The 24572-nt window shown below is 48.8% G+C and carries 24 protein-coding genes; 16 read left to right on the forward strand and 8 right to left on the reverse strand.

Annotated features, from left to right (window positions below; all coding sequences use genetic code 11):
• Position 1 precedes the first annotated feature (1 nt).
• From P9B68_RS09805 to P9B68_RS09835, 7 genes are all read right to left on the reverse strand, one after another.
• The gene (locus P9B68_RS09805; RefSeq protein ID WP_135660819.1) at positions 2–556 is read right to left on the reverse strand and encodes an FMN-binding protein; all 555 of its coding nucleotides are present in this window, start codon (positions 554–556) and stop codon (positions 2–4) included.
• The gene (locus tag P9B68_RS09810; protein ID WP_277668944.1) at positions 546–1502 is read right to left on the reverse strand and encodes an RnfABCDGE type electron transport complex subunit D; all 957 of its coding nucleotides are present in this window, start codon (positions 1500–1502) and stop codon (positions 546–548) included. Before P9B68_RS09810 ends, P9B68_RS09805 begins: the two co-directional genes overlap by 11 nt.
• Positions 1502–2821, reverse strand: coding sequence for an electron transport complex subunit RsxC (gene rsxC / locus P9B68_RS09815; protein ID WP_135660815.1), 1320 nt, complete (start codon positions 2819–2821; stop codon positions 1502–1504). Before rsxC ends, P9B68_RS09810 begins: the two co-directional genes overlap by 1 nt.
• 21 nt (positions 2822–2842) lie before the next feature.
• Positions 2843–3373, reverse strand: coding sequence for a Gx transporter family protein (locus P9B68_RS09820; RefSeq protein WP_135660813.1), 531 nt, complete (start codon positions 3371–3373; stop codon positions 2843–2845).
• A gap of 6 nt (positions 3374–3379) precedes the next feature.
• On the reverse strand, positions 3380–3748 hold the full coding sequence (locus P9B68_RS09825) for a NusG domain II-containing protein (protein WP_135660811.1): 369 nt from the start codon (positions 3746–3748) through the stop codon (positions 3380–3382).
• A gap of 9 nt (positions 3749–3757) precedes the next feature.
• Entirely contained in the window at positions 3758–4819 is a 1062-nt protein-coding gene (locus P9B68_RS09830; protein ID WP_135660809.1) for an FAD:protein FMN transferase, read from the reverse strand.
• A 168-nt stretch (positions 4820–4987) separates the two neighbouring features.
• Entirely contained in the window at positions 4988–7234 is a 2247-nt protein-coding gene (locus tag P9B68_RS09835) for a sensor domain-containing diguanylate cyclase (RefSeq protein ID WP_277668945.1), read from the reverse strand.
• A 461-nt stretch (positions 7235–7695) separates the two neighbouring features.
• On the opposite strand from P9B68_RS09835, the gene P9B68_RS09840 reads away from it, so the two are divergent.
• The 16 genes from P9B68_RS09840 (at position 7696) to P9B68_RS09915 (ending at position 22656) form a co-directional block, all read left to right on the forward strand.
• Positions 7696–8187, forward strand: coding sequence for a YbaK/EbsC family protein (locus P9B68_RS09840; protein WP_135660806.1), 492 nt, complete (start codon positions 7696–7698; stop codon positions 8185–8187).
• A gap of 1 nt (position 8188) precedes the next feature.
• Positions 8189–8854, forward strand: a complete 666-nt coding sequence (gene trmB / locus P9B68_RS09845) for a tRNA (guanosine(46)-N7)-methyltransferase TrmB (RefSeq protein ID WP_135660804.1) — start codon at positions 8189–8191, stop codon at positions 8852–8854.
• Positions 8855–8935: 81 nt separating this feature from the next.
• On the forward strand, positions 8936–9949 hold the full coding sequence (locus P9B68_RS09850; RefSeq protein WP_277668946.1) for a methionine ABC transporter ATP-binding protein: 1014 nt from the start codon (positions 8936–8938) through the stop codon (positions 9947–9949).
• Positions 9939–10595: a methionine ABC transporter permease gene (locus P9B68_RS09855; protein ID WP_277668959.1), complete on the forward strand. Its 657-nt coding sequence runs from the start codon at positions 9939–9941 to the stop codon at positions 10593–10595. The genes P9B68_RS09850 and P9B68_RS09855 overlap by 11 nt, the downstream gene beginning before the upstream one ends.
• 27 nt (positions 10596–10622) lie before the next feature.
• The gene (locus P9B68_RS09860; protein WP_135660798.1) at positions 10623–11444 is read left to right on the forward strand and encodes a MetQ/NlpA family ABC transporter substrate-binding protein; all 822 of its coding nucleotides are present in this window, start codon (positions 10623–10625) and stop codon (positions 11442–11444) included.
• 268 nt (positions 11445–11712) lie between these two features.
• Positions 11713–12720: a LacI family DNA-binding transcriptional regulator gene (locus tag P9B68_RS09865; protein ID WP_243113025.1), complete on the forward strand. Its 1008-nt coding sequence runs from the start codon at positions 11713–11715 to the stop codon at positions 12718–12720.
• Between the two features lie 46 nt (positions 12721–12766).
• A complete protein-coding gene (locus P9B68_RS09870; RefSeq protein WP_407932296.1) occupies positions 12767–13936 on the forward strand; it encodes a phosphopentomutase in 1170 nt (389 codons plus the stop codon).
• 51 nt (positions 13937–13987) lie between these two features.
• Positions 13988–14698 (forward strand): purine-nucleoside phosphorylase, encoded by a 711-nt coding sequence (gene deoD, locus P9B68_RS09875; RefSeq protein ID WP_135660792.1) that lies wholly within the window; start codon positions 13988–13990, stop codon positions 14696–14698.
• A 91-nt stretch (positions 14699–14789) separates the two neighbouring features.
• Positions 14790–15872, forward strand: coding sequence for a BMP family ABC transporter substrate-binding protein (locus P9B68_RS09880; protein WP_135660790.1), 1083 nt, complete (start codon positions 14790–14792; stop codon positions 15870–15872).
• Positions 15873–15965: 93 nt separating this feature from the next.
• Positions 15966–17507: an ABC transporter ATP-binding protein gene (locus P9B68_RS09885; RefSeq protein ID WP_135660788.1), complete on the forward strand. Its 1542-nt coding sequence runs from the start codon at positions 15966–15968 to the stop codon at positions 17505–17507.
• The gene (locus tag P9B68_RS09890) at positions 17491–18618 is read left to right on the forward strand and encodes an ABC transporter permease (protein ID WP_135660786.1); all 1128 of its coding nucleotides are present in this window, start codon (positions 17491–17493) and stop codon (positions 18616–18618) included. The genes P9B68_RS09885 and P9B68_RS09890 overlap by 17 nt, the downstream gene beginning before the upstream one ends.
• On the forward strand, positions 18608–19528 hold the full coding sequence (locus P9B68_RS09895; protein WP_135660784.1) for an ABC transporter permease: 921 nt from the start codon (positions 18608–18610) through the stop codon (positions 19526–19528). The genes P9B68_RS09890 and P9B68_RS09895 overlap by 11 nt, the downstream gene beginning before the upstream one ends.
• A 35-nt stretch (positions 19529–19563) precedes the next feature.
• Complete coding sequence (gene deoC / locus P9B68_RS09900) at positions 19564–20229, forward strand: deoxyribose-phosphate aldolase (protein ID WP_277668948.1); 666 nt, start codon at positions 19564–19566, stop codon at positions 20227–20229.
• Between the two features lie 52 nt (positions 20230–20281).
• Entirely contained in the window at positions 20282–20704 is a 423-nt protein-coding gene (locus P9B68_RS09905; protein WP_135660780.1) for a cytidine deaminase, read from the forward strand.
• Complete coding sequence (locus P9B68_RS09910; RefSeq protein WP_277668949.1) at positions 20697–21311, forward strand: HAD family hydrolase; 615 nt, start codon at positions 20697–20699, stop codon at positions 21309–21311. Before P9B68_RS09905 ends, P9B68_RS09910 begins: the two co-directional genes overlap by 8 nt.
• Before the next feature lie 22 nt (positions 21312–21333).
• Positions 21334–22656, forward strand: coding sequence for a pyrimidine-nucleoside phosphorylase (locus P9B68_RS09915; protein WP_207669578.1), 1323 nt, complete (start codon positions 21334–21336; stop codon positions 22654–22656).
• A 164-nt stretch (positions 22657–22820) separates the two neighbouring features.
• Here P9B68_RS09915 and P9B68_RS09920 read toward each other — a convergent pair whose 3' ends face one another.
• A complete protein-coding gene (locus P9B68_RS09920; RefSeq protein WP_277668950.1) occupies positions 22821–24569 on the reverse strand; it encodes an ABC transporter ATP-binding protein in 1749 nt (582 codons plus the stop codon).
• Between the last annotated feature and the right edge of the window lie 3 nt (positions 24570–24572).

Consider the following 24572-nt stretch of genomic DNA (forward strand, 5'->3'; position numbering starts at 1 on the left):
TTTATTTGCCCTCCTTTATCTTTTGATACTGCGCAACGGCTTCGTTTACACATTCTGTAACCGCCTTGCTTGTGATCGTCGCGCCGGTCATAGCGTTAATCTGGCCTTTTCCGGCGTTTCCATTTTTCACAAGCTTGAATCCCTTTTCTGGGGCTTCTTGCAGGTACTGGTTACGGAAGCTTTCATCTTGCGCGTTCAGGCCAAGTCCGGGCGTATCGTTGATGGTCAGCAGCACAACGCCGGTCACTTTTCCGTTTTTATCAATGCCGGTCATCACCTTCAAATCGCCGCCGTAGCTTTTCGTCTTTGTTGTAAACACATAGCCCAAGACGTCATTGCCGTTTTTGCCGACAGCGTAGGTTCCATTTTTGGAATCCACAAACTGCTTCGCCCCGGGAAGGACAAGCGCGCGGGAAGCAGCGGTTGTTTCCTCGTTGATTTGTTTGATTTTATCCTGCGTCATCCAATTGGTGACGGAAAGCAAAGCCGCGATGACAATACAGATTGCGCATAGTACAGCGGCCGGTTTGAGAATCTTTTTTACGTCAACCTTCATTTACCACACGCTCCTTCCCGAAAGCACGCGGGCGTGTTAAACGCTCAATGTGCGGAACCATGATGTTCATTAAAATAATGGAGAAGGATACACCTTCCGGAAGCTGGCCGAATATCCGGATCAGCATAGTGATTATCCCGGCGCCAACCGCGTAAACAATCTTTCCCTTGAAGGTAATAGGGGAGGTGGCATAGTCGGTGGCCATGAAGATCGCACCGAGAAGAAGGCCGCCCGCTAGAATGTCAAACGCAACATTCCGGCCGGAGATTAAGGAGAGAACGGCAACGGTGCCAATGTAGCACATCGGAATCACGGGGCTTATGATTTTGCGGCAGACAAGATAAATGCCGCCTAAAATCAAAGCAACCGCACAGGTTTCGCCCAGGCAGCCTGCACGAACCCCGACGAACATATTCAGCAGGGTCGGCATGGTGCCGTTTGTACCTTCTTTCAGGATACCGAGCGGGGAAGCGGTTGTTATCGCGTCCGCCGTCGTCTGCATATAGTAAAATGGTTTGTTCCATGTGCTCATTTCGGATGGAAACGAGGACATTAGGATAATTCTTGCTGTAAGAGCCGGGTTCACGAAATTCTGTCCGATACCGCCGAACATCTGCTTTACAACGACAATGGCGACCACGCCCCCGAACAGGACGATAAACGGGCTTACGCCCACCGGTACGTTGAAGGCAAGCAGAAGACCGGTCACGACTGCACTTAAATCATCAATGGTATTTTCCCGTTTCATAACCTTACGGGATATATATTCGCTCAGTACGCAGGACGCTACCGAAACGGCAATCAGAAGGAGCGCCTTCGGTCCGAACAGAATGACGGATGCGATTGCCGCCGGAATTAGCGCAATGATCACGTCAAGCATGATTTTTCGAGTTGTAATACCGCTTTTGATATGGGGAGATGAGGATACGATCATTTTTTCCGCCATTAATGTTTCCCTCCTGCTTTTACCAATGCTTTGCCCAGCCGGATTGCCTGTACAAGCGGTCGATTGGCCGGGCAGTTAAATGCGCAGCAACCGCATTCAATACAATCCATTACGTCGTACTCCTGGAGTTTCTCAATATCCTTTGCATTCGAATACCGTTCAAGCTGGGTAGGAATCAAGCGCATTGGGCAGCCGTTCACACAGCGGCCGCAGCGTATGCAGGAGGTAGGCTTATTCATCCGCGCTTCCCGCTCGTCAAACGCAAGGATTCCGTTATTTTGTTTCAAAATAGGAAACGAGTCATCCGGAAGGGAAAGCCCCATCATGGGGCCGCCCATCAGCAGTTTTTTTGGTTCGGCCCGGTAACCGCCGCAGAATTGGATGACATCCCCAATTTTGGTGCCGATGGGGACAATCACGTTTTGTGGCTTCTGAATTGCGGAACCGTCAATCGTAACGCGCTTTTTGATCAGCGGCATGCCTGTCTTTATGTAATCTGCCAGAAAAGCCACGGATGTGACGTTCATAACCAAGCAGCCAACGTCCGCGGGAAGTTTGCCCATGGGGATTTCCCGGTCCGTACAGGCTTTTACCAGAACCTTTTCCGCTCCCTGCGGGTATCGCGAAGGCAGCGTCAAGATGTGGACGCTGCCTTCCGCATTTTTTTCGCTGTCTGCAAGCTCCTTTAACTTTTGAATGCCATTCGGTTTATTATCTTCGATGGCAAGGATTACCCGGTCGATTTTCAGCATATGCCGCACAACGGAAATCCCGTCAAATATGGATTGGGTGTTCTCAAGAACTTCCCGGTTGTCCGCCGTTATGTAAGGCTCGCACTCGGCGGCGTTAATAATCAAGGTGTCCAGCTTTTTATCCTTAGGGACGTTCAGCTTCACATGCGTAGGAAACCCGGCGCCGCCAAGCCCCACCAATCCGGACTCCCGCGCTGCTTTTACAAGATCTTCCGGCGATTTAATAACCGGAGGCTGTACCTCCGGAGAAACCTTCATCTCGCCGTCGGAATCGATGACCACCGCTTCGGAATATTGTCCGCCGGGTAACATGAGCTTTTTAATCGCCGATACCTTTCCGGAAATGCTTGCGTGGATCGGCGCACCGATAAAGGCATCGCTGTCCGCAATTTTTTGCCCGACCAGAACTTCGTCGCCGATTTTCACCAAGGGTTTGCAGGGGGCGCCTGCATGCTGCTGCATTGGAAGAATAACCTGTCCCGGTGGCGGAAGGATGGATGACTCCATCTGCGCGGTACTTTTCCGATGAGGAACATCTGCACCGCGATGTTTCGAAGAAAATTCCATGTTTCTTACCTCCAAACAAAATCAATCTATCGTAAATTTATTTAGTAACGGCATCATCACGCGAAGGACAAGCCCGGTTACAATTCCGGACAATACGCCGAAAAGAATCAGCCAGGGTAAGTAATAAAGAACGGCTGGTGTGGTTAAAAGAAAAGCGACGAAAAGCTGCGCGGCATTGTGGGAAAGCGCACCGGCTACCCCCAGCCCGATCAGCCCGAAGGGGCTGCCATTCACACGGAGCAACAGCCACATAACAAGCGTGCTGAGCAAGCCTCCGGAAAGGCTCATGAGCATAGCGGTGAACCCGCGGGTTACACCGGCAAACAGCCCTTTTATCAGGGCAATACAAAGGGCGGGACCCAGTCCAACCGCTCCCGTCGCGTACATGGTTACTATATTGGAAAGCCCCAGCTTTGCACCCGGAGGCAGAAGCGGCAGAGGGGGAAGCGTCAGCTCGATTGCTGATAAAACAAGAGCCAGCGCCGTTAGAAGGCCGTTAAAGGCAATGCTCCGCGTGCGTGGGGATAGATTCAGATTTGTCGTATGATTCATTTTTTATTACCCTGTAAATGCGTCAATTGTTTTTTGACCTTCTGTAATTCGGACGGAAATTTTTGCCGGAAGGCAAACTGCGGCTTGCCCCGGCTTTGAAAGCTTGCCTGTCCGCACACAGATCTGGTCGTGGCAGTCGGAATGCTGGAACGAAATCGCACCGGGTTCCACTAGGAGTTTGACGTGGTATTCGCCGCCCAAGTCGATAACCTGCGTGCCTTTTTGTTTTCCTAAATCAAAGCGGTAAAGTTCCGTACCGTTTCTTTCAACCACAGCAATTCCTGTCCCGGCATTTTTGTTAAAGCAAAGAAGCAGGACAGCTGCAAGGCAAAGAAAGAATGCGATTAAAAACAGATCCTTCTTTTTTAATATCATAATGGTGTGTTATACCCCGCTTTTAACGAGGGAATATTTCCGATCGGATAGGGTGAAGGTATTTTCCATGTTTTTGGTCAAATAAATCTTATCATCCGTGGTAATAAAAATCCCCCCGGCGTTATATTTCTTCAAAAGTTCCGCTCCCTTTTCGCGTCCAAGCACAAAGCAGGCGGTTGAGAGCGCGTCGCTCAGCGCGCCGTTGTCGCATACGACCGTAACGGATACCAGACTGTTGTTTTCCGGGTATCCGGTTTTCGGGTTCAGCAGATGGTGGTAGGTAACGCCATTCTTTGTAAAGTACTTTTCGTATGTGCCGGAGGTTGAGACATAGCCGGAACGAAGATCAATCGCTCCCAGAGAAGCGCTCTGCGTTTCGGAGCTGTGTGGATCACGTACGGCGATATTCCAAGGTGTTCCGTCCTTTTTTGTGCCGAATACGCCTATACTGCCTCCAACCGCAATAATTCCACTATCCGCGCCCGCCTGTTCGTAGGCGGCAACCGCTTCGTCGCATGCTGCGCCTTTTCCAACCGCACCAAGGTCAACGGCCATATAGTGCCTTTTCAGCGAGGCGGTGGATTCCTGCGTATTCACGCGAAGCTCTTTGTAATTTACATATTTTAAATATTTTTGAATTTCTTTTTTGGAGGGGAGATGCTGATTTTCACCGCCGAAATCCCAGAGAGAGGAAACCGGGAGGATGGTGGGGTCAAATGCTCCATACGATTTATCGGCAACATCAAGGCTTTTTTGAAGGATTGCCGCCGTTTTTGGATCGATCGAAACCCAGTCGGAGCCGGATGCCTGGTTCAGCTTCGTGATGTCGGAATCACTACGCCTCCATGAGATCAAATTTTCCAGTTCGCCGATTTTTTGCGCTGCTGCTTTGGCGGCCTGTTGGCTGTTTTTGCCGTAAACGGTTTGCTGCACATAGGTTCCCATCGCGTAATTTGTGCATTCGTAGCTGACCGGTTTTTGATTGGATTTTATGAGGATGCAGGCCAGTACGGCGATAACTACAATCAAGACGGCAAAAAGCAGATAAGCCAGCTTTTTTTCTTTATACATTTTTAACCTCCAGTAGGTAGATTATACCACGAATTTATGGAAAGTCCAGCAATAACAAAGCACTTGTTAGCCTCCGAAAAGTAGTGCCAGATATAACAAAGTCATCTGCCTGCATTATGTTGGCGGATGACTTCGTACCTTTATTATAATTGTAAGGACGCGAGCTGTCTACGGTATATTTTTCTTCCCATGTTCCGGGCAGGTTTCAGAAGAATCCGCTCTGTCGTGAAAAAGAACGAAGCGGTTTCGGCCGCTGCGCTTTGCTTCGTACAGGGCCATATCGGCTTTTTGATAAAGCTCGGCATAACTTTTTCCGTCCTTCGGGAAAAGGGCAACGCCTACGCTTCCGGAAATCGAGTAACAGGTGTTGAATGTTTGTTGCAGGCATTGGGTGATCGCCATTGCTTTTTCTACAATCAGAGCATGGTCATCGACATTTTTCAGAAGCACCATAAATTCGTCCCCGCCGATCCGGCCTAGAATGTCCGTTGTGCGGAACAGCTTTTTCAGTTTGCTGCCGATATCCGCAAGCACGGCATCCCCGAACATATGGCCCAGATTATCATTGACCTCTTTAAAATGGTCCACATCAATCATGTAAAGGGCGCAGGGTTCATTGTCATTGAGCGCCTGCTCAATCAGATTCTGCGTTGCGATTTTATTGAGCAGTTCCGTCAATCCGTCCCGCTGCGCTTTGAACAAAAGCTTTTGCGTCGCTTCTTTTTGGCAGGTGATGTCACTGATTCTGCCGATTGCCCGTATGGCTTTGCCTTCCTTGCTGAAAATTGTAGTGATTTTAATATTGTACCATAGATAATCGCCGTTTTCCGATTTCATCCGGCATTCGCTTTCGGCGCTGGGTTCGCCGTTTTTCACGCTTTCAAACATTTGGCGGAAAGCTTCGGCATCGTCCGGATGGACTACGTCGGTATTCAGAAAGCTTTCGGGAAAATTTTTAATGGCGTAGCCGCCGCCCGAAATTTGCCGCCCGCCCGTACTGTTCAGAACGGTCTTGTTTAGAATGTCGTAATCAAAAATCATGCTGTCGGACTGGTCCATAACAATCTGATAGCGTTCATTGCTGATTTCCAGCTCCTGCATGATTACCCTTTGCTCGGTAATATCAATTAAAAGGCTGTACAGCTCGGGTTCTTTCCCGCTTTCCACCATGAGCTGGCCCCGCTCCAAAATCCATACCAAAGTCCCGTCTTTTTTCTGGATGCGGTACTGTATGTCGATTACGCTGCCGGCATGAAGCTGTTCGTCGATGCTGTGCTTTACCGCTTCCCGATCACGCGGGTAAATCATTTTCAAAAATTGTTGATTGAAAAGCCTGGTGACCTCCTCACGGCTATATCCCGTTAAGTAATAAAATCCGTCGCTGCAATAGATGATGGTTAAGTTCCCGTCGTATTTACAGCGCTGCACGCAGCCTGGAATATTGGATGTTAAAACACTCAGTTCCCGGATGCTTTTCTCAATAGCGCTGTTCTTTTTCCGAAGGAGAAGGACTGCGTAAAAACCAAGAAGGATAAAAGCGAACGCGGTGCTGAACGCCAGCAGGGCCGAAATGCGGATCATATAATTTGACTGCGGTAGAATTACATTGGACGGAACAATGGTGATCAGGTACCAGTTCCCCGCGCCAAGCGGTTGATAATATATAAAGCTGTCCAAACCGTCGACGTTGAATTCTGCCGTTCCGCTGCTGTTCCGGCCGATCTGCTCCTTCAACGCCTCAACGCTCATTTTATCCGGTTCTACACACTTGAGAGAAGAATAAAAATTTTGCACGGCGCTGTCGGCTGCCTTTTTGGAATACAGCACGACGGTGCCGTCATGGCGAATCAGAAGGCGCGTGCCCTTTCCTTCATACAGGGGGTTATCCAGTTGCTCTGCAATGGGGTCGGCGGATGCTGTTCCGTTTAATACGCCGATTATTTTTTGCTTTGAATAGATCGGAACGGAATAAAGGAACGCTTTTTTCGCATTCGGGAAGGATTCAGAGCCGGTTATGGTGGCCTTTCCCTTTACCGCCTGTTGAAACGATTCGCTTGCGGCGATATTCCGTTTCAAGCCGTCGTTTGTTATACTGTCTCCGTGCAGGTCGGCAACAGATATCTGAAGGAACGGATGGCTGTTTAATACCGCTTGCGTGGCGTCCGCAGCCGCTTTGTCATATAGATTCCCGTGTTCGCCGAGATATGTGGCCAGGGTACGTAAAACAGATGAACTTTCGTCCATCTTTGCCGTTATAGCTGCAGCGCTTTGCGCAGCGTTTTCAATCATATTTCTCGAAACGGAGGACTGTAGGTCACGGTTCATCTTGCTTACGAAAGCTGTAAATGACAACGGCAGAAAGGATAAAGAGACAAGAAGAACGCACGCAGCCGCTAGTTTTGGCTTTAACGTCACAAGCTCGCATCCTTTCCATTATGTGTTTTAATTTAAGGAAAATTGTTCAATATAGATAAAATATACACTATTTTTTTCCTTAACGCAATTCCTTTTTCCTTAAAAAACAGGATATTTTTCCCAATTGCGACAGAATAAAGCTATACGGGAAATTAACAGAAATTTCCTGAAAAATTGGAAAGGGAAAATGGAAGCGGCGTACGGAGAGGGTAATAATTTTTATTCAAATCCTGGATGCTTTATGCTTTTTGTCGGCCCAAATACAACCGGAAAAAAACCAAAGTTTTTTATTTTTTGCGTATGCATTTGATGGAGCCACTTCGGAATCCATACAAATCTGTTACAGAAAACCAAAATAAAGGTTTCTTGGATTTGTATTTTATTACAAAAATTAAGGAAAGTACTTTTCACCAACAACCAGTATGCTATACTAAAGTTTAAGAATCATTTCGGAGGATGACATGTCGGTACAAAAAGTACGAGAATATCTTAAAAAATACGGAATGGAAAACCGTTTAAGGGAATTTCCGGTTTCTAGTGCAACCGTTGCGCTTGCGGCACAGGCGCTGCAAGTGGAAGAGGCGCGCATTGCAAAAACGATTTCTTTTTACGCCGAAGGCGGATGCATTTTAATCGTTACCGCGGGGGATGCAAAAATTGATAATGCAAAGTTTAAGGCGGAATTCGGGATAAAAGCAAAAATGCTCGCTTCCGAGGATGTGGAGCGGCTGACCGGTTACCGGATCGGCGGAGTATGCCCGTTTGGGAACCCGTCGGAAGCAAAGGTTTACTGCGACCTGTCCCTGAAGCGCTTTACCACGGTCTACCCCGCTGGGGGCAGCTCCAATTCCTGTGTAGAATTGGATTGTGAGGAGCTTTTCCGGGCGTCGGGAAGCAGAAAGTGGCTGGACGTCTGTAAAAATTGGCAGGAAACCGGGGGACAGAGTAAGTAGTATGAGAATGCGTAATAAACCATGGGCTGCGCCGGAACTGGACGCCTGCGAATTTTTTGTCCGTAGCCCGTCGGAACAGATTGGGAAATGGCATTCATTTTTCCCGCGCAGACAGCCGATCCATCTGGAGCTTGGCTGCGGGAAAGGATTTTTTATCGCGGGAATGGCTCCAAAGCATCCGGAAATTAATTATATCGGGATCGATTTGAAAGATGCGGTTCTAGGCCCTGCAAAGCGCAATATCGAAAAGGCGTTTCAGGAGCAAAACAAAAAGCCGGACAATGTTGTATTGATGGCGCAGGATATTGAGCGGCTTTTAACGGTTATGAATGAAAACGATACCGTCGAGAGAATTTATATTCTTTTCTGCAATCCATGGCCAAAGGCGAAGCACAATAAACGGCGTCTTACTTATCCGCGAATGTTGGAAAGCTACAAACAGATTTTAGCAAAGGGCGGCGAAATCCATTTTAAAACGGACGACGACCCGCTTTTCAGTAATTCGGTGGCTTATTTTAAACAAAGCGGGTTTGAAATTACCAGAATAACCTATGATCTGCACGCGGATAACTGGCCGGAGGAAAATGTGCTTACGGAGCATGAGAAAATGTTCCTAGAAAAGGGAATCAAAATCAAAGCACTAATTGCAAAACTTCCTGTTCGTTAATTTATAAATATTCATTGACAAACGCATGAGGATACATTATAAGTCCTATTAATTTAGTAATATAATTGGAGGGTGCTGGGCATGGGCGAGGCCATTATTGAAATACGGGCGCTTAGCAAATCTTTCCGCACAAAAGATGGGGAAGTAACCGTCCTGAGGGATATTAATCTGACGATTGAAAAGGGTGAAATCTTCGGAATTATCGGCATGAGCGGCGCCGGTAAGAGCACGCTTGTGCGCTGTATCAATATGCTTGAAAAGCCAACGCATGGTACGGTTCTGTTTGACGGCCGTGACATGGCGAAGCTGTCTGAACGGGAGTTGCGGGAAGTGCGTCGTTCCATGGGAATGATCTTTCAGCAGTTCAATCTTTTAATGCAGCGCACGGCGGAGGGCAACGTCTGTTTCCCGTTGGAGCTTGCCGGTATGGATGAGGCTTCCGCAAGGAAGCGGGCGAAAGATCTTCTGGAGCTTGTCGGGCTTGCGGATAAAGCCAAGGCGTATCCCGCTCAGCTTTCCGGCGGGCAAAAGCAACGTGTCGCAATTGCGCGTGCGCTTGCCACGGATCCGAAAGTGCTTCTTTGCGACGAAGCCACCAGCGCCCTTGACCCTACGACAACGACTTCCATTTTGGCCCTTTTAAAGGATATCAATCAACGGCTGGGCATTACGATTGTCATGATTACGCATCAAATGAGTGTTATTGAGGAAATCTGCAACCGCGTTGCGATTATTGACGAAAGCCACATCGCGGAGTCCGGTAAGGTGGAAGATATTTTTTATAAGCCGAAAACCGAAATTGCGCAAAAGCTGGTTTATCCTTCCGGAAAACCTACGCAGCAATTTATCAGCAAGCGCTGCATGCGAATTGTTTTTGACGGGAATTCTTCGTTTGAGCCGGTTATTGCCAACATGGTGCTGGAATGTAAGGCTCCCGTGAACATTATGTATGCGGATACAAAGAATATAGACGGCAAAGCGTTTGGTCAAATGGTGGTCCAACTGCCGGAGGACGAAGTTCTGGCGCAGAAGATGTTTCATTATATTCGTGCAAGAGGATTATCTGCGGAGGAGGTGAATGGTTATGTGGGATGAGACAACGCTGAATCTGCTGATACAGGGTGTTGGTGAATCCCTGTATATGACGCTTGTTTCCACTTTCTTTGATTATATCATCGGGTTGCCGCTTGGCATCCTGCTTGTTACAAGCGCAAAGGAAGGGATCCGCCCCCGTCCATGGCTATTTAAAACCTTGGACGTCATTGTGAACCTGACCCGTTCCATTCCGTTCCTGATCCTCCTTGTAGCCATTATCCCTTTTACGCGGCTTGTTACCGGGACGATGATCGGCCCCACCGCGACGATTGTTCCGCTGACTTTGTCGGCGGCGCCGTTTGTTGCCCGTCTGGTCGAGTCTTCCATCAAGGAAGTGGATGTCGGCGTTATTGAGGCCGCTCAGTCCATGGGCGCCTCCAATATGCAGATCATCTGGAAAGTCATGCTTCCGGAAGCGAAACCGTCCTTGATTGTCGGGTGCGCTATCGCAACCACAACGATTCTTGGCTATTCGGCAATGGCCGGTTTTACAGGCGGCGGCGGGCTTGGTACGATCGCAACGAATTTCGGTTTCTATCGTTATCAGTACGACGTTATGCTTGTGACGGTGGTTCTGTTGGTTCTCATTGTACAGGTGCTTCAGGGGATCTTGATGAAATTGGCGGGGCTCAGCAATAAGAAATAACGATTTTCAAATATTGGAGGGGAATTTATGAAAAAAATCATATCGATTATATTGATCGCAGCTCTATCCCTGGCAGCGCTTGCCGGCTGCGCGAAATCCGGCACAGCGGCTTCCGCGGGAAGCAAAAAGATTGTGGTGGGCGCTTCTCCCACACCCCATGCGATTATTTTAAAGGAAGCTGCAAAATTACTGAAGCAAAAGGGCTATGACCTTGAAGTAAAGGAATTTAACGATTACGTTTTGCCCAATACCGCGCTGGTAAGCAAGGAACTGGACGCAAACTACTTCCAGCATGTGACTTATCTGGACGATTACAATAAGAAAAACGGTACGGATATTGTTTCCGCCGGATCTATCCACTATGAGCCGTTTGGAATTTATGCGGGAAAAACCAAAAGCCTGGCCGATTTAAAAGACGGTGCGACGATTTCCGTTCCGAACGATACCTCCAACGAAGCGAGAGCGCTCCTTCTCTTGCAGGCGCAGGGCTTGATTAAACTGAAGGACGATGCGGGGATTACTGCCACGCAGAAGGATATCGTGGAGAACAAAAAGAACCTGAAGTTTACGGAAATTGAAGCCGCCCAGCTTGTCCGTTCCCTTCCGGATGTCGATCTGGCTGTTATCAACGGAAATTACGCCTTGCAGGGTAGCCTGAAGGTTTCGGACGCGATTGCTGTGGAAAAAGACGATTCCATAGCCGCGGAAAAATATGCAAATGTTCTTGCCATACGAAAAGGCGATGAAAACCGCGAGGAGATTAAGGCACTAGTCGAAGTGCTGAAAAGCGATGAAATGAAAACGTTTATAAAAAATACTTTTAACGGTGCGGTTGTACCTGTAAAATAAGTAACATAAGCGACACCCGTGCGGGAGAATATCCGCACGGGTGTTTTCTGCGCAACCGAACAAGAAAATACTGGAACTAGGTACTGCAATAAAAAGATGGTTCTTGGGCAAAAAAATAAATAAAATTAAGCAGGAGGATGTGGTGATTTTGCACAATTAATTTTTACATTTATAAAATCTCTTGACAATTTTGCGGCATGGATGTAAAATGAGAACGCTTTGAAACCGGTTTCAAAGTTAAAGCGCATATTTTATCAGGAAGGCTATGGTGATAAGTTTGGCACAGATCAGCGATGTGGCAAAATTGGCGGGAGTATCTCCGGCAACCGTGTCGCGTGTGATTAATGGCTCCGCCAAAGTGAGCGAAGAGAAGGCCAAACGGGTATTGGAAGCGATTAAAGCAACTGGTTTCAAGCCGAATGAGATTGCACGTTCTCTGTATAAAAAGTCCTCGCGGATTATCGGATATATTGTACCCAGTATTTTGAATATTTTTTTGAACGAAATCGGCCGCGCGATTGAGGAAGAGGCTTTCCAGCACGGCTATAAAATGATTTTATGCAACTCGGATGAAAACCCGAAAAAAGAAGCGGCATATATTCAAATGCTGACGGCGATGAATGCCGACGGGATTATTATTACCGCGAACAATGAAAATTTGGATGAGGAGATTCGGAACTGCCCGCTTCCGATTGTTGTACTGGATAAAGAAGCCAGCGGCCGCTATACCGCCGTCGTACAGTCCGACAATTACGCCGGCGGGCGCCTCGCGACCGAGTATCTTCTGAAGTGCGGCTGCAAACATCCGGTTTTGATGCGCCCCCCGCAAAAGTATTCGAGCGGCCGGCAGCGTTTTCTCGGCTATATGGATGTATGCAAGGAACACGGCATTGAGCCGCTGTTTATCGACAGCCCGTTCAATTCTAATGACGGGCTTCGGTGTTCGCAGGAGCTTTTGGAGCGGTTCCCGTATGTGGACGGCATTCTGGCAGTAAATGACATGATGGTTCTGTCGCTCTATAAGGTGCTGCTTATGCAGAGGCGCAGGGTTCCCGATGATATTATGATCGTCGGGTATGACGGTATAGAGCTCGGAGGGCTGATGACCCCTGAGCTGACAACGATTTTGCAGCCGATTGAGGAGATCGGAAGGCTTTCGGCGAAAATTATTATTGATCAGGTGGCGGATAAAACCCCTGACCGACAGGAATACATTCTTCCGGTCAAGCTGAAAGTAAGGCAGACAACCAGACCGCCGGCAGAGAGTAATGGATGAAACTGCCGGAACGAGAGAAACTATTTAAAAAAGGATGGCGTGTAGTGTGAACAAACGCATTTTTTTAATTGTACTGGACAGTATGGGGATCGGTGAAGAGCCGGACGCTGCGGAATATGGAGACGAAGGCAGCAATACGCTTGCCGCCGCCGCTACGAGCAGTTCTTTTGCGATGCCCAATATGCAGAAACTGGGGCTGTTTAATATTGACGGCGTTAACTGCCGCCCGAAGGTGGAAAATCCGGCCGGGGCGTTTGCACGTATGCAGGAAGCCTCAAAGGGAAAGGATACGACTATCGGCCATTGGGAAATTGCGGGAATTTATTCCCCAAAACCGCTACCGACCTATCCGAACGGTTTTCCGGAGGAAGTGATCCGCGCCTTTGAGGAAAAAACTGGAAGAAAATCCATCTGCAACAAGCCGTATTCCGGAACGCAGGTCATTATGGATTATGGCAGGGAGCATGAAGAAACGGGCGCGCTGATTGTTTATACTTCGGCAGACAGCGTTTTCCAGATTGCCGCGAACGAAGCTGTGGTTCCGGTTGAAGAACTTTACCGCTACTGCCAGATCGCGCGGGACCTTCTGACCGGCGAGCATGGCGTAGGCAGGGTAATCGCAAGGCCGTATGTAGGAACTTACCCGAATTATACCCGCACGGCAAACCGTCATGATTTTTCCCTTCTGCCCCCGAAAGCCAGCATGCTCGATCAGCTTTTGGAAGAAAAGTATGATGTTATTGCTGTTGGAAAAATTAATGATATTTTTGCTGGCAAGGGAATCAGCCGCTTTATGCGCACGAAGGGAAACGCCGAGGGCATTGAGCGCACCATCGAATTGACAAAAGAGGACTTTAACGGACTCTGCTTTGTGAATCTGGTTGATTTCGATATGCTGTACGGTCACCGTAACGATGTGGAAGGCTATGCGAAAGCGCTGACGTATTTTGATCAGAAGCTTCCGGAGATTATGAACGGCCTGCGCGACGATGATTTGCTGATGATTACGGCGGATCACGGCTGCGACCCGATTACGCCGTCTACCGATCATTCCAGGGAGTACACGCCGTGGGTTATTTACGGAAAGAATGTGAAGCCCGGCGTAAACCTTGGCACCCGTCCGACCTTCGCCGATATTGCGGCGACCATTCTGGACTATTTCAACGTGGAGCAAAAGATAACGGGGACTTCGCTGTTGAAGCACATTTTAAAATAAAAGCAGTTCAAAAAATAAAAGCAGTTCAAAAAGAAACAGGAGGAATTGAATATGGCGAATATACCTACACCACATAACGCGGCAAAAGAAGGGGAAATTGCCAAAACGGTTTTAATGCCGGGCGATCCGTTACGGGCAAAATTTATTGCAGATACGTTTCTCACCGATGTTTCGTGTTTTAATACGGTTCGCAATATGCTGGGCTTTACCGGGACGTATCAGGGCAAACGGGTGTCCGTAATGGGCGGCGGAATGGGCATGCCATCCGTTGGGATTTATACTTATGAGCTCTTTCATTTTTACGATGTTGACAATATTATCCGTATCGGTTCAGCCGGAGGAATCGCAGATAATGTGCAAGTGCGTGACATTGTCATCGGCATGGGAGCCTGTACCGATTCAAATTATGCTTCCCAGTACTGTCTTCCGGGCACATTTGCGCCGATTGCAAGCTATGGCCTCCTCAGCCGGGCGGTAAAGGAAGCGGAAAGGCTGAAATACCCGGTAAAGGTCGGCAATATCCTGTCTTCTGATGTATTTTACGGCGACGACGGGGACGCATTGGCAAAGTGGAAAAAGATGGGCGTTCTCGCGGTGGAAATGGAAGCTGCCGCATTGTATATGAACGCGGCCCGTGCCGGCAAAAATGCTCTTTGCATGCTGACAATTTCCGATTGTCCGTTTACCGGCGAATCGCTTTCGGCCGAAGACCGCCAGACCAGCTTTACGCAGATGATGGAAATCGCGTTGTCCCTTGCCTGATGATGTGGGTAATATCACGTTTGTGATATTCTATATATCCCCGGGTCTTATTTTCTGGTAAGGCCTGCAAAAAAAACAGGAGGAAAGAATTATGAAGAAGATTGTAGCATTTTTTCTTGCAGTAATGATGACGGCGTCTGTGACTGCATGCGGCTCTGGTTCCACAACATCCAGCACAGCCCCTGCCGCCAGCGCTGCGGAAAGCCAGGAAACTTCCGCTGGAAAATCCGATTTTAAGATTACGATGGTTACGGATACCGGCGGTGTAAACGACCAGTCCTTTAACCAGTCGTCATGGGAAGGACTTCAGAAGGTGTCCCAAGATACGGGCGCTACGGTAAAGTACACCGAATCTAAGCAGGAATCGGATTACACCACGAACCTTGATAAGGCTGCTGACGACGGCAGCAACCTGATCTGGGGTATCGGTTTCGCTATGGCCGACGCAGTAGCCAATGCGGCGAAACAGAATCCGGATATCAGCTATGCAATCGTAGACAATTCCTATGGCGACAAAACTCCTGCCAATGTAACAGGGGTTATGTTCCGCGCGCAGGAGCCCTCCTTCCTTGTAGGCTACATTGCGGCGAAAACCACAAAGACCGGTAAAGTCGGTTTTGTGGGCGGCATGACCAGCGCTATCATCGACCAGTTCGAATACGGCTATAAGGCCGGCGTTGCTTATGCGGCCAAAGAACTGAAAAAGAACATTACGGTTGACGCCCAGTACGCGGAAAGCTTCAGCGATGCTGCAAAGGGCAAGGCAATTGCAACAAGCATGTTCAACAATGGCTGCGATGTCGTGTTCCATGCGGCCGGCGGTGCTGGCACAGGCGTTATTGAAGCGGCAAAAGAAGCCAACAAATTTGCGATCGGCGTTGACCGCGACCAGGCTTATCTTGCTCCGAAGAACGTTCTTACCTCTGCATTGAAGCTCGTCAACAAAGCGGTTGAGCTCGTTTCCAAGGAAGCAATCAACGGCCAGAAGATCGGCGGCAAGACATACACCTATGGCTTGACGGAAGACGCTGTTGGCATTCCGGAAGAACATTCACTCATGGGCGACGACACCTACAATGCGGCGATTGCGCTCGAAAGCAAAATTAAAGACAAGACAATCACTCCTCCGGCAACCAAAGACGACTATAATAAATTCGTAGCCGCTCTTAAATAATTTGGCATCAATCCATTTCTTTCATAAGCGGGGCGCGTTTTCAGGCGCCCCGCTGTGTCTAAAGAACCATTAACAGGCAGGGGGTCTATTTTAATGGAAGTCAGCAGCGATTATGCGGTGCAGATGCACGGTATTACAAAAATGTTTGGCTCTTTTTGCGCCCTGAACAATGTCCATCTTGACGTTAAGAAGGGAACAATCCACGCGATCTTAGGCGAAAACGGCGCGGGGAAAAGCACGCTGATGAATGTGCTTTACGGCCTATATCAGGCGGATGCGGGGGAAATCTTTTTAAATGGGGAAAAAGTAAATATTAAAAATCCGAATATTGCGATTGAACATGGCATTGGCATGGTTCACCAACACTTTATGCTGGTTGAAAATTTTACGGTTACACAGAACATTATTCTGGGGAATGAAGTAACAAATCGGTTTGGCCTATTAAATATGAAAAAAGCACGTGAGGAAATCCTTGAAATCGTCCGGAAATATGGACTGGAAGTAGATCCGGATGCAAAGATAGAGGATATTTCTGTTGGCATGCAGCAGCGTGTTGAAATATTAAAGGCGCTTTATCGCGGGGTTGATCTGCTGATTTTGGATGAGCCTACCGCGGTGCTGACTCCGCAGGAAATAGACGACCTGATCCAGATTATGCACAACCTGATTTCTGACGGCAAAACCATTATCATTATTACCCACAAGCTGAAGGAAATTAAGGCGTCGGCCGATGTCTGCACCATTATCCGCCGCGGCGAATATGTTGATACAGTTCCTGTTGCGGATGTGGACGAGGAAGAACTGGCGACAAAGATGGTGGGGCATGCTGTTCAGCTTGTTGTTGAAAAGACGCCCGCCAAGCCGGGCGACGTCGTTTTCGAAATTGATAACCTGACGGTCAAGGATGAGCGGAAGCTGGACGCCGTGAAAAACCTGTCGCTGAAAGTCCGAAAGGGAGAAATTGTCGGCATAGCTGGAATCGACGGAAACGGACAGAAAGAGCTTGTCGAGGCGATTACAAACCTTACGAAAGCGGAGAGCGGTACCATTAAAATAAATGGGGTCGAAATCCAGAACACGACGCCGCACAATGTGATCGACCATAAGATTTCGACCATTCATGAGGACCGCCAGAAACGCGGCCTGGTTCTGCCGTTTACCGTTGCGGAAAACATGGTTATTGAAAAATACCGTGAACGGCCGTACAGCAAGGGTGGCATGCTCAATAGCAGCGAAATCCTTGCGTTTACAAAGGGCCTGATCAAGGAGTACGATATCCGTCCGGAGAACTGTGAAAATCAGGCGGCAAGGGGTCTTTCCGGCGGAAATCAGCAAAAAGTGATTATTGCGAGGGAAATCTCGAATGAGCCGGATTTGCTGATTGCCGTTCAGCCTACCCGCGGCCTGGATGTGGGCGCGATTGAATACGTGCATAAAACGCTGATCCGGGAACGCGATAAGGGCAGGGCGATTCTTTTAATTTCTTTGGAACTTGACGAAGTTATGAATGTGGCGGATACAATTGCGGTTATCTATGCGGGAAGCATCGTCTCCACCTTTAAGCAGGGTGAAGTGGACGAAAATACAGTCGGACTGTTAATGGCGGGAGGTAAAATAAATGAAAACGTTGGTTAAAGTTCTAAAAAAGCCGATTACCTCCACGCTGATTGCGATTCTTTGCGGATTTCTGGTAGCCGCCATTGTTTTGGTGCTGGCGGGTTACAATCCGGTAAGCTCTTTTGCGGCGTTATTCAAAGGTATTTTTGCAAAGCCAAAGTATATTTCCAATGTCATTATCAAGGCAACCCCGATTATATTGACGGGACTAAGCGTGGCATTTGCATTTAAAACCGGTCTGTTCAATATTGGTGCCGAGGGCCAGTACATAGTTGGGACAGTTGCCGCGGTTTGTGTTGGCGTTAAGCTGGATTTGCCGCCGGTTTTCCAAATCCTGATTGTTGTGCTGTCAGGCGTTCTTGCCGGAGCGATTTTCGGCGGGATCGTCGGCCTTTTGAAAGCCCGTTTCGGCATCCATGAAGTTATTACCAGTATTATGCTGAACTGGATTGCGTTCTATCTTTCAAATTACATTGTTGCCTTGCCCGCATACCATCAGCCGAACTCCACAAGCTCCCTGCCGGTTAACGAGTCGAGCTTTACCATGCTTCTTCCGAAATGGAAAGTCTCAGAAGAAGGTATGGCCGCGCTGAAGCCGAATAAATGGCTTTATGAGGTAATGGTCAAAACGGATGTGAACTTCGGAATTCTGGTTGCTGCTGTTATGGCGGTAATCATATGGATACTCCTTTACCGTTCCACAAAGGGCTATGAGCTTCGTGCGGTGGGATTCAATAGTGACGCGGCGGAATTTGCGGGGATCAGCGTCAGCCGCAATCTTGTCCAGGCGATGCTGATTGCTGGGGCGCTTTCCGGACTTGCCGGCGCGCTTGCCATAACCGGCACCGCACCGCACCGCATTTCGCAGATGGCTGCTTTTGAAAACAACGGCTTTAATGGCTTATCGGTCGCGCTGATTGCGGGTTCCTCACCGATCGGCTGCATTTTCGCGGGGCTTCTGTTTGGCGGCCTGCTCTATGGCGGGCAGAGCGTTCAGCAGGAAGTCGGAGCGCCCACGGAAATTATCAATATTATGATCGGCACGATTGTATTTTTTGTAGCCCTTACAAGGGTTGTGCCCGTGCTGGCTGATAAGCTTGAGAAGAGAGGTGCTCGCCATGCTAAGTAAAATTCTGCTGTTGATCGGTATTACGATGATGTATTCCACCCCGCTGGTGTTCGGTGCGCTCGGCGGCGTTATTTCCGAACGTTCCGGTGTGGTAAACATAGGTATTGAGGGTATGATGACGGTTGGCGCTTTTGCGGCCGCTGCGGTCAGCTATTTTACGGGCAACCCCTGGCTGGGACTGCTTGCGGCGGGAGCGGCCGGCGGAGCAATCGCCCTTTTGCACGCGATTGCTTCGGTAACCTTTAAAGCGGATCAGACGATCTCCGGTATTGCCATCAACTTTATCGGACCCGGACTTGCGCTGTTTTTCTGCCGTTTGATGTTTTCCAAGGCTACCATGACGCCGCCTGCCAAGACGCTTCCGAAGATTTTCGGAGAAGATTTCTTTCAAGGCAGCCCGGCAGGAAATTTGAATGTGGATGTCACCGTTGTGCTTGCGCTCGTTTGTGCCGCTGTTATGTGGTATTTCCTGTATAAGACGAAATGGGGCCTCCGTGTGCTTTCCGTTGGCGAACATCCTGCCGCAGCCGATACGTTGGGAATCAACGTCAGCCGTACCCGCTACCTCTGCGTGCTGGTGTCAGGCGTTTTAGCGGGATTTGGCGGCGCTTCCATGACCTTGGCAATTATTTCGCAGTTTACGCCCACGGCGATCAGCGGGCAGGGCTTTATTGCGCTTGCCGCTGTTATTTTCGGGAAATGGACACCGTTCGGCGCGTACGGCGCTTGTCTACTCTTTGGTTTTGCGCAGGCTTTGACGATTGTGCTGGGTGGCGGCGACTATGCCGTACCCTCCCAGATTCTTGCGATGCTTCCGTACGTTCTGACAATTATCGTGCTGATTTTCTTTGTTGGACGCTCGGTTGCACCGAAAGCGGACGGTGTGCCGTATGAAAAGGGCCAAAGATAAGACAATCGGAATTTTTGAATAAGGGAGCAATTGAAATGAACCAAAAAGAAATACTTGAGAAGGTTGACCATACCCTTCTGACGCAGACGGCAACATGGGCGGAGATCAAGCAAATCTGCGACGACGCCGTTCACTACGGTACCGTTTCGGTCTGTATTCCCGCCGCCTATGTGAAGCGGGCAAAGGAGTATGTCGGCGAAAAAATGGCAGTATGCACCGTGATTGGTTTCCCAAACGGATACACTACTACGGCCGCGAAGGTGTTCGAGGCGAAGGACGCTATTCAAAACGGAGCGGATGAAATAGATATGGTTATTAACCTAGGCTATGTAAAAGACGGCCTTTACAACCTTCAGCTTGAGGAAATTAAACAGGTGAAAGCTGCGTGTGGGAACCATATCCTGAAGGTAATCATCGAAACCTGTTTGCTGACGGAAGAAGAGAAAATAAAGATGTGCGAGGTCGTAACCGCGTCCGGAGCCGACTACATTAAGACCTCCACAGGATTTTCTACGGCAGGAGCTACCTTTGAGGACGTTGCCCTGTTCAAAGAGCATGTCGGACCGAATGTAAAGATCAAGGCGGCCGGCGGCATTAAGACAATGGAAGATGCGGAAAAATTCATTTCGCTCGGCGCTTCCCGCCTTGGCACAAGCCGGATTATCAAACTGATTAAGAATGAGGAAGCCCACGGATATTAACCAAAAGGAGCGGTTCGCCGCTCCTTAAATCTTCCTTGAAAGAGGTGTTATCATGGAAAACGCTCGGGAATTGATTTCTGCGGCCGTTTCCGCCCGGGAAATGGCCTATACGCCTTACTCCAATTTTAAAGTGGGGGCCGCGCTGCTTTCAAAAAGCGGCAGGATTTATAAGGGCTGCAATATTGAAAATGCGGCGTTTACTCCTACAAACTGCGCGGAGCGGACTGCTTTTTTCAAGGCGGTCAGCGAAGGTGAGCTTGCGTTTGAATGTATCGCGATTGTGGGCGGCAAAGGGGATGAACTGGAAGAATTCTGTGCTCCATGCGGGGTTTGCAGACAGGTTATGATGGAGTTCTGTGATCCGGACGAATTCAAAATAATTTTAGGCACGCCGGAAAAATGGCATGTCTATACCCTTCGCGAACTGCTGCCGTTCGGATTTGGCAAACAAGATTTGGAGAAGAGCCATGATTAAAAATATTGTCTTCGATATGGGCCAGGTGTTCGTAGATTTTAATCCGGATCACTTTATTGGGCACTATGTCACAGATCGGGAGGACGCCCTTCTTCTGCGAACCGAGCTTTTCGGTAAAAGCGAATGGGTGGAAATGGATCTCGGAACAATGACGGAGGAAGACCTTGTTCAACCGGTTTGCGCCCGTCTGCCGGAACGTTTGCATTTTGCGGTCAAGGAGCTTCTTCTGCACTGGCAGGATTATATGAAGGTCTTCCATAATCTTGACCCATTGGTTGCGGAATTAAAACAAAACGGCTATTCCCTTTACCTGCTGTCCAACGCTTCTGTCAGCATTCATAAATTCACGAAGAAAATTATGGCCCTGCAATACTTTGACGGCACATTTTTTTCAGCGGATGTACATTATATAAAGCCGGATCCGAACATTTATCGGCTGTTTTTTGAAAAGTTTTCCCTGCGCCCGGAAGAATGTTTTTTTACGGATGACCGCGCGGACAATGTGGAAGCGGGCCGCAGGCTTGGAATGGAAGGCTTTGTCTATAAGGGAGAGGAGCAGCCCTTGCGCGACACACTACGCAGGGCCGGCGTTTCTCTGAAACCATAAAATTACGTATGAGGTGATTCAAATGAGGATGTATGATATTATTGCAAAGAAAAGGGATGGGGGAGAGCTTTCCGACGAGGAAATCCAGTTTTTCATCAACGGATATGTAAGCGGCGAAATTCCGGATTATCAGGTTTCCTCGCTTCTCATGGCAATATATTTTCAGGGTATGACGGACAGGGAAACGGCTTCTTTGACGATGTGTATGGCAAAATCCGGTGAAATGGTGGACTTGTCTTCCATCGACGGGATTAAGGTTGATAAGCACAGCACCGGCGGCGTTGGCGATAAAACAACATTGATTATTTCCCCGATTGTCGCTTCCCTTGGCGTTCGCGTGGCGAAAATGAGCGGGCGAGGACTGGGGCATACCGGCGGAACGGTCGATAAAATGGAATCGATTCCCGGTATGCAGACCTCCATTGACCGTGAAAAATTCTTTGATATCGTCCGCAAGGTCGGCGTGAGTGTCATCGGCCAGTCCGGCAATCTGGTTCCGGCGGATAAAAAGCTCTACGCCCTGCGCGATGTAACCGCCACGATTGAAAGCATCCCGCTGATTGCTTCCAGCATCATGAGTAAAAAGATTGCCGCGGGTTCCGACTGTATTCTGTTGGATGTTAAGACCGGAAGTGGCGCGTTTATGAAAACCGTGGATGATTCCATTAAACTTGCGCAGGCAATGGTTGCGATCGGCGAACATGTTGGGCGTAAGACCATCGCCTTGATTACCGATATGGACCGCCCGCTGGGAAACGCGATCGGCAATTCGCTAGAAATTATGGAAGTGTGCGATACGCTGAAAGGCCACGGCCCGGAGGATCTGACGGAAATCTGCATCGAGCTTGCCGCCAATATGCTGTATCTGGCGGGGAAAGGCGATCTTGCGGAATGCAAAAAACTGGCAAGAAGGCAGATCGACAACGGCGAGGCTTTTGCGAAATTAAAGGAAATGGTCGCGGCGCAGGGCGGCGACACTCGTGTGCTGGACGACAGCGCAAACTTCCCTCAGGCAAAAATTGCGTATGAGGTTTTGGCGCAGAGCGAAGGATACCTGTACGCAATGAATACGGAGCGGTGCGGAATCTCTTCGGTAGAACTGGGCGCGGGCCGCGAAAAGAAAGAAGATTCCATCGATTACAGCGCCGGAATCATGCTTCGCAAAAAAATCGGGGATTATGTGAAGAAGGGCGACGTAATTGCCGTGTTCTATACGTCCGAAGAAGGAAAATGCAAAGAAGCGGAAAAGATCTTCCAAAGCGCGGTTTCCATCCGTCCGGAAGCACCGAAATCGGTTCCGGTTATTCACGCCAGAGTAACAGTAAACGGCGTGGAAAAGCTTTGATGTTGAAAAGGGAATGCAAGAAAAACGTTTTCTAAATAATATAAAAAAGACACGCCTTGGATGCGATTGAGCTGCTTCCGGGCGTGTTTTTGCATTTTGGGCTGTTGATTTTTAACAATTCGCAATTGAGTAAAGCTTGCTTTGCAACAGCCCTTTATTTCCGTTTACTGCATGGCCGTATCCAGTCCTTCGAACTGCATGTTATAGTACTTTGCATACATTCCGTTTTTTTCAATCAATTCCTGATGAGTGCCGCTTTCCTCAATTCCGTCGTCGCCGATGACAATAATCTCGTCCGCATTGCGGATTGTGCTCAGCCGGTGGGCGATGACCAAAGTAGTGCGGCCTTTGGACAGGGTCACCAGCGATTTCTGAATATGCCGCTCGCTTTCATTGTCCAGCGCGCTCGTGGCTTCATCCAGAATCAAGATCCGCGGGTTTTTCAAAAATACCCGGGCAATGGCAATCCGCTGCTTCTGCCCGCCGGAAAGGCGCGCTCCGCGCTCACCCACATAGGTGTCGTAGCCTTTGTCAAGGCTTACAATAAAGTCGTGGATATTGGCGTTTTTTGCGGCCTCCATAATTTCTTCATCGGTTGCGTCGGGCTTTCCATAGGCAATATTCTCTTTAATAGTGCCCGCGAACATGTAGACGTCCTGCTGTACAATGCCGATTGCTTTGCGCAGGGATTTCAGCGTAACATCACGAATGTCGTGACCGTCGATGGTTACGCTGCCGCCGGTAACGTCGTAAAAACGGGGGAGCAGGGAGCAGAGGGTGGTTTTTCCACCGCCGGATGGCCCCACAAGCGCAACGGTTTTTCCCGCGTCGATTTTGATATTGATATTCTCCAGTACGTTGTTAGCGGTATCGTAGCTGAAAGAAACATTGCGGTATTCGATGCTGCCTTTTACGTCCTTCAGATCGACGGCGCCGGGCCGGTCAACAATTTCCGACTGTGTTTCCACGACTTCAACAAAGCGCCTAAAACCGGAGTACCCCTTTTGAAACTGCTCGGTAAATTCAATCAGAATATCGATGGGATTGATAATGATATTGATGTATAAGGCATAGACCGCCAAATCGGTTGGGGCAAGCGTACCCCGCGCGATAAAGAGCCCCCCGCTGACCAGCACGGTCAGAAACAATAATCCTTCAAAGAACGAGGTTCCTGCGCGGTAGCTGCCCATAATGAGGTAGCTACTCTCTTTGGAATCCAGAAATTGCAGGTTGCTTTCGCTGAATTTTTCTTGCTCCAGTTCTTCGTTCCCGAAGCTTTTTACCACGCGGATACCCGCAAGGCTGTCCTGCACACGGGAATTCACGCCCGCGATTTTCTTACGGTTATCCATAAAAACTGCCCGCATTTTCTTGTTCTTTTCAATGCTGAACACAATCATAACCAGGGTGACAGACAGCAAAATGAGCGTCATGGGAACATTAATCAGCATCATGAGCGCAAAGCTGCCGAAGATTTTTAAAAGCGAAATCAGAATGTTTTCCGGGCCATGATGCGCCAGTTCGCTAATGTCAAATAAATCGGAAACCAGCTTGCTCATCATTTCCCCGGTGTTGTTTTTGTCGTAATAGGAAAAGGAAAGCCGCTGCAAGTGATCGAATAAATCCTGCCGCATGTCGCTTTCCATTTTTGCGCCCATAATGTGTCCCCAGCTTGTGATATAGTACTGGCAGCCGTAACGCACAAGCTCCATTCCCAATAGAGCCGCCGCAATCCAAGGAAGGCTTTTCAGGATGATTTGCGTTCCCTGTGGAAACAGGCCTTTCACCAGAAAATTTAAAATCTGCGGGAAAGCCACATCGATTGCCGAAACAATCAAAGCGCAGAACATATCAAAATAAAATAAGGCGCGATAAGGTTTGTAATATTTTATAAATTTGCGAAAAATGGACATTTT

It is taken from the genome of Caproiciproducens galactitolivorans, from assembly GCF_029266045.1.
GTDB lineage: Bacteria > Bacillota > Clostridia > Oscillospirales > Acutalibacteraceae > Caproiciproducens > Caproiciproducens galactitolivorans.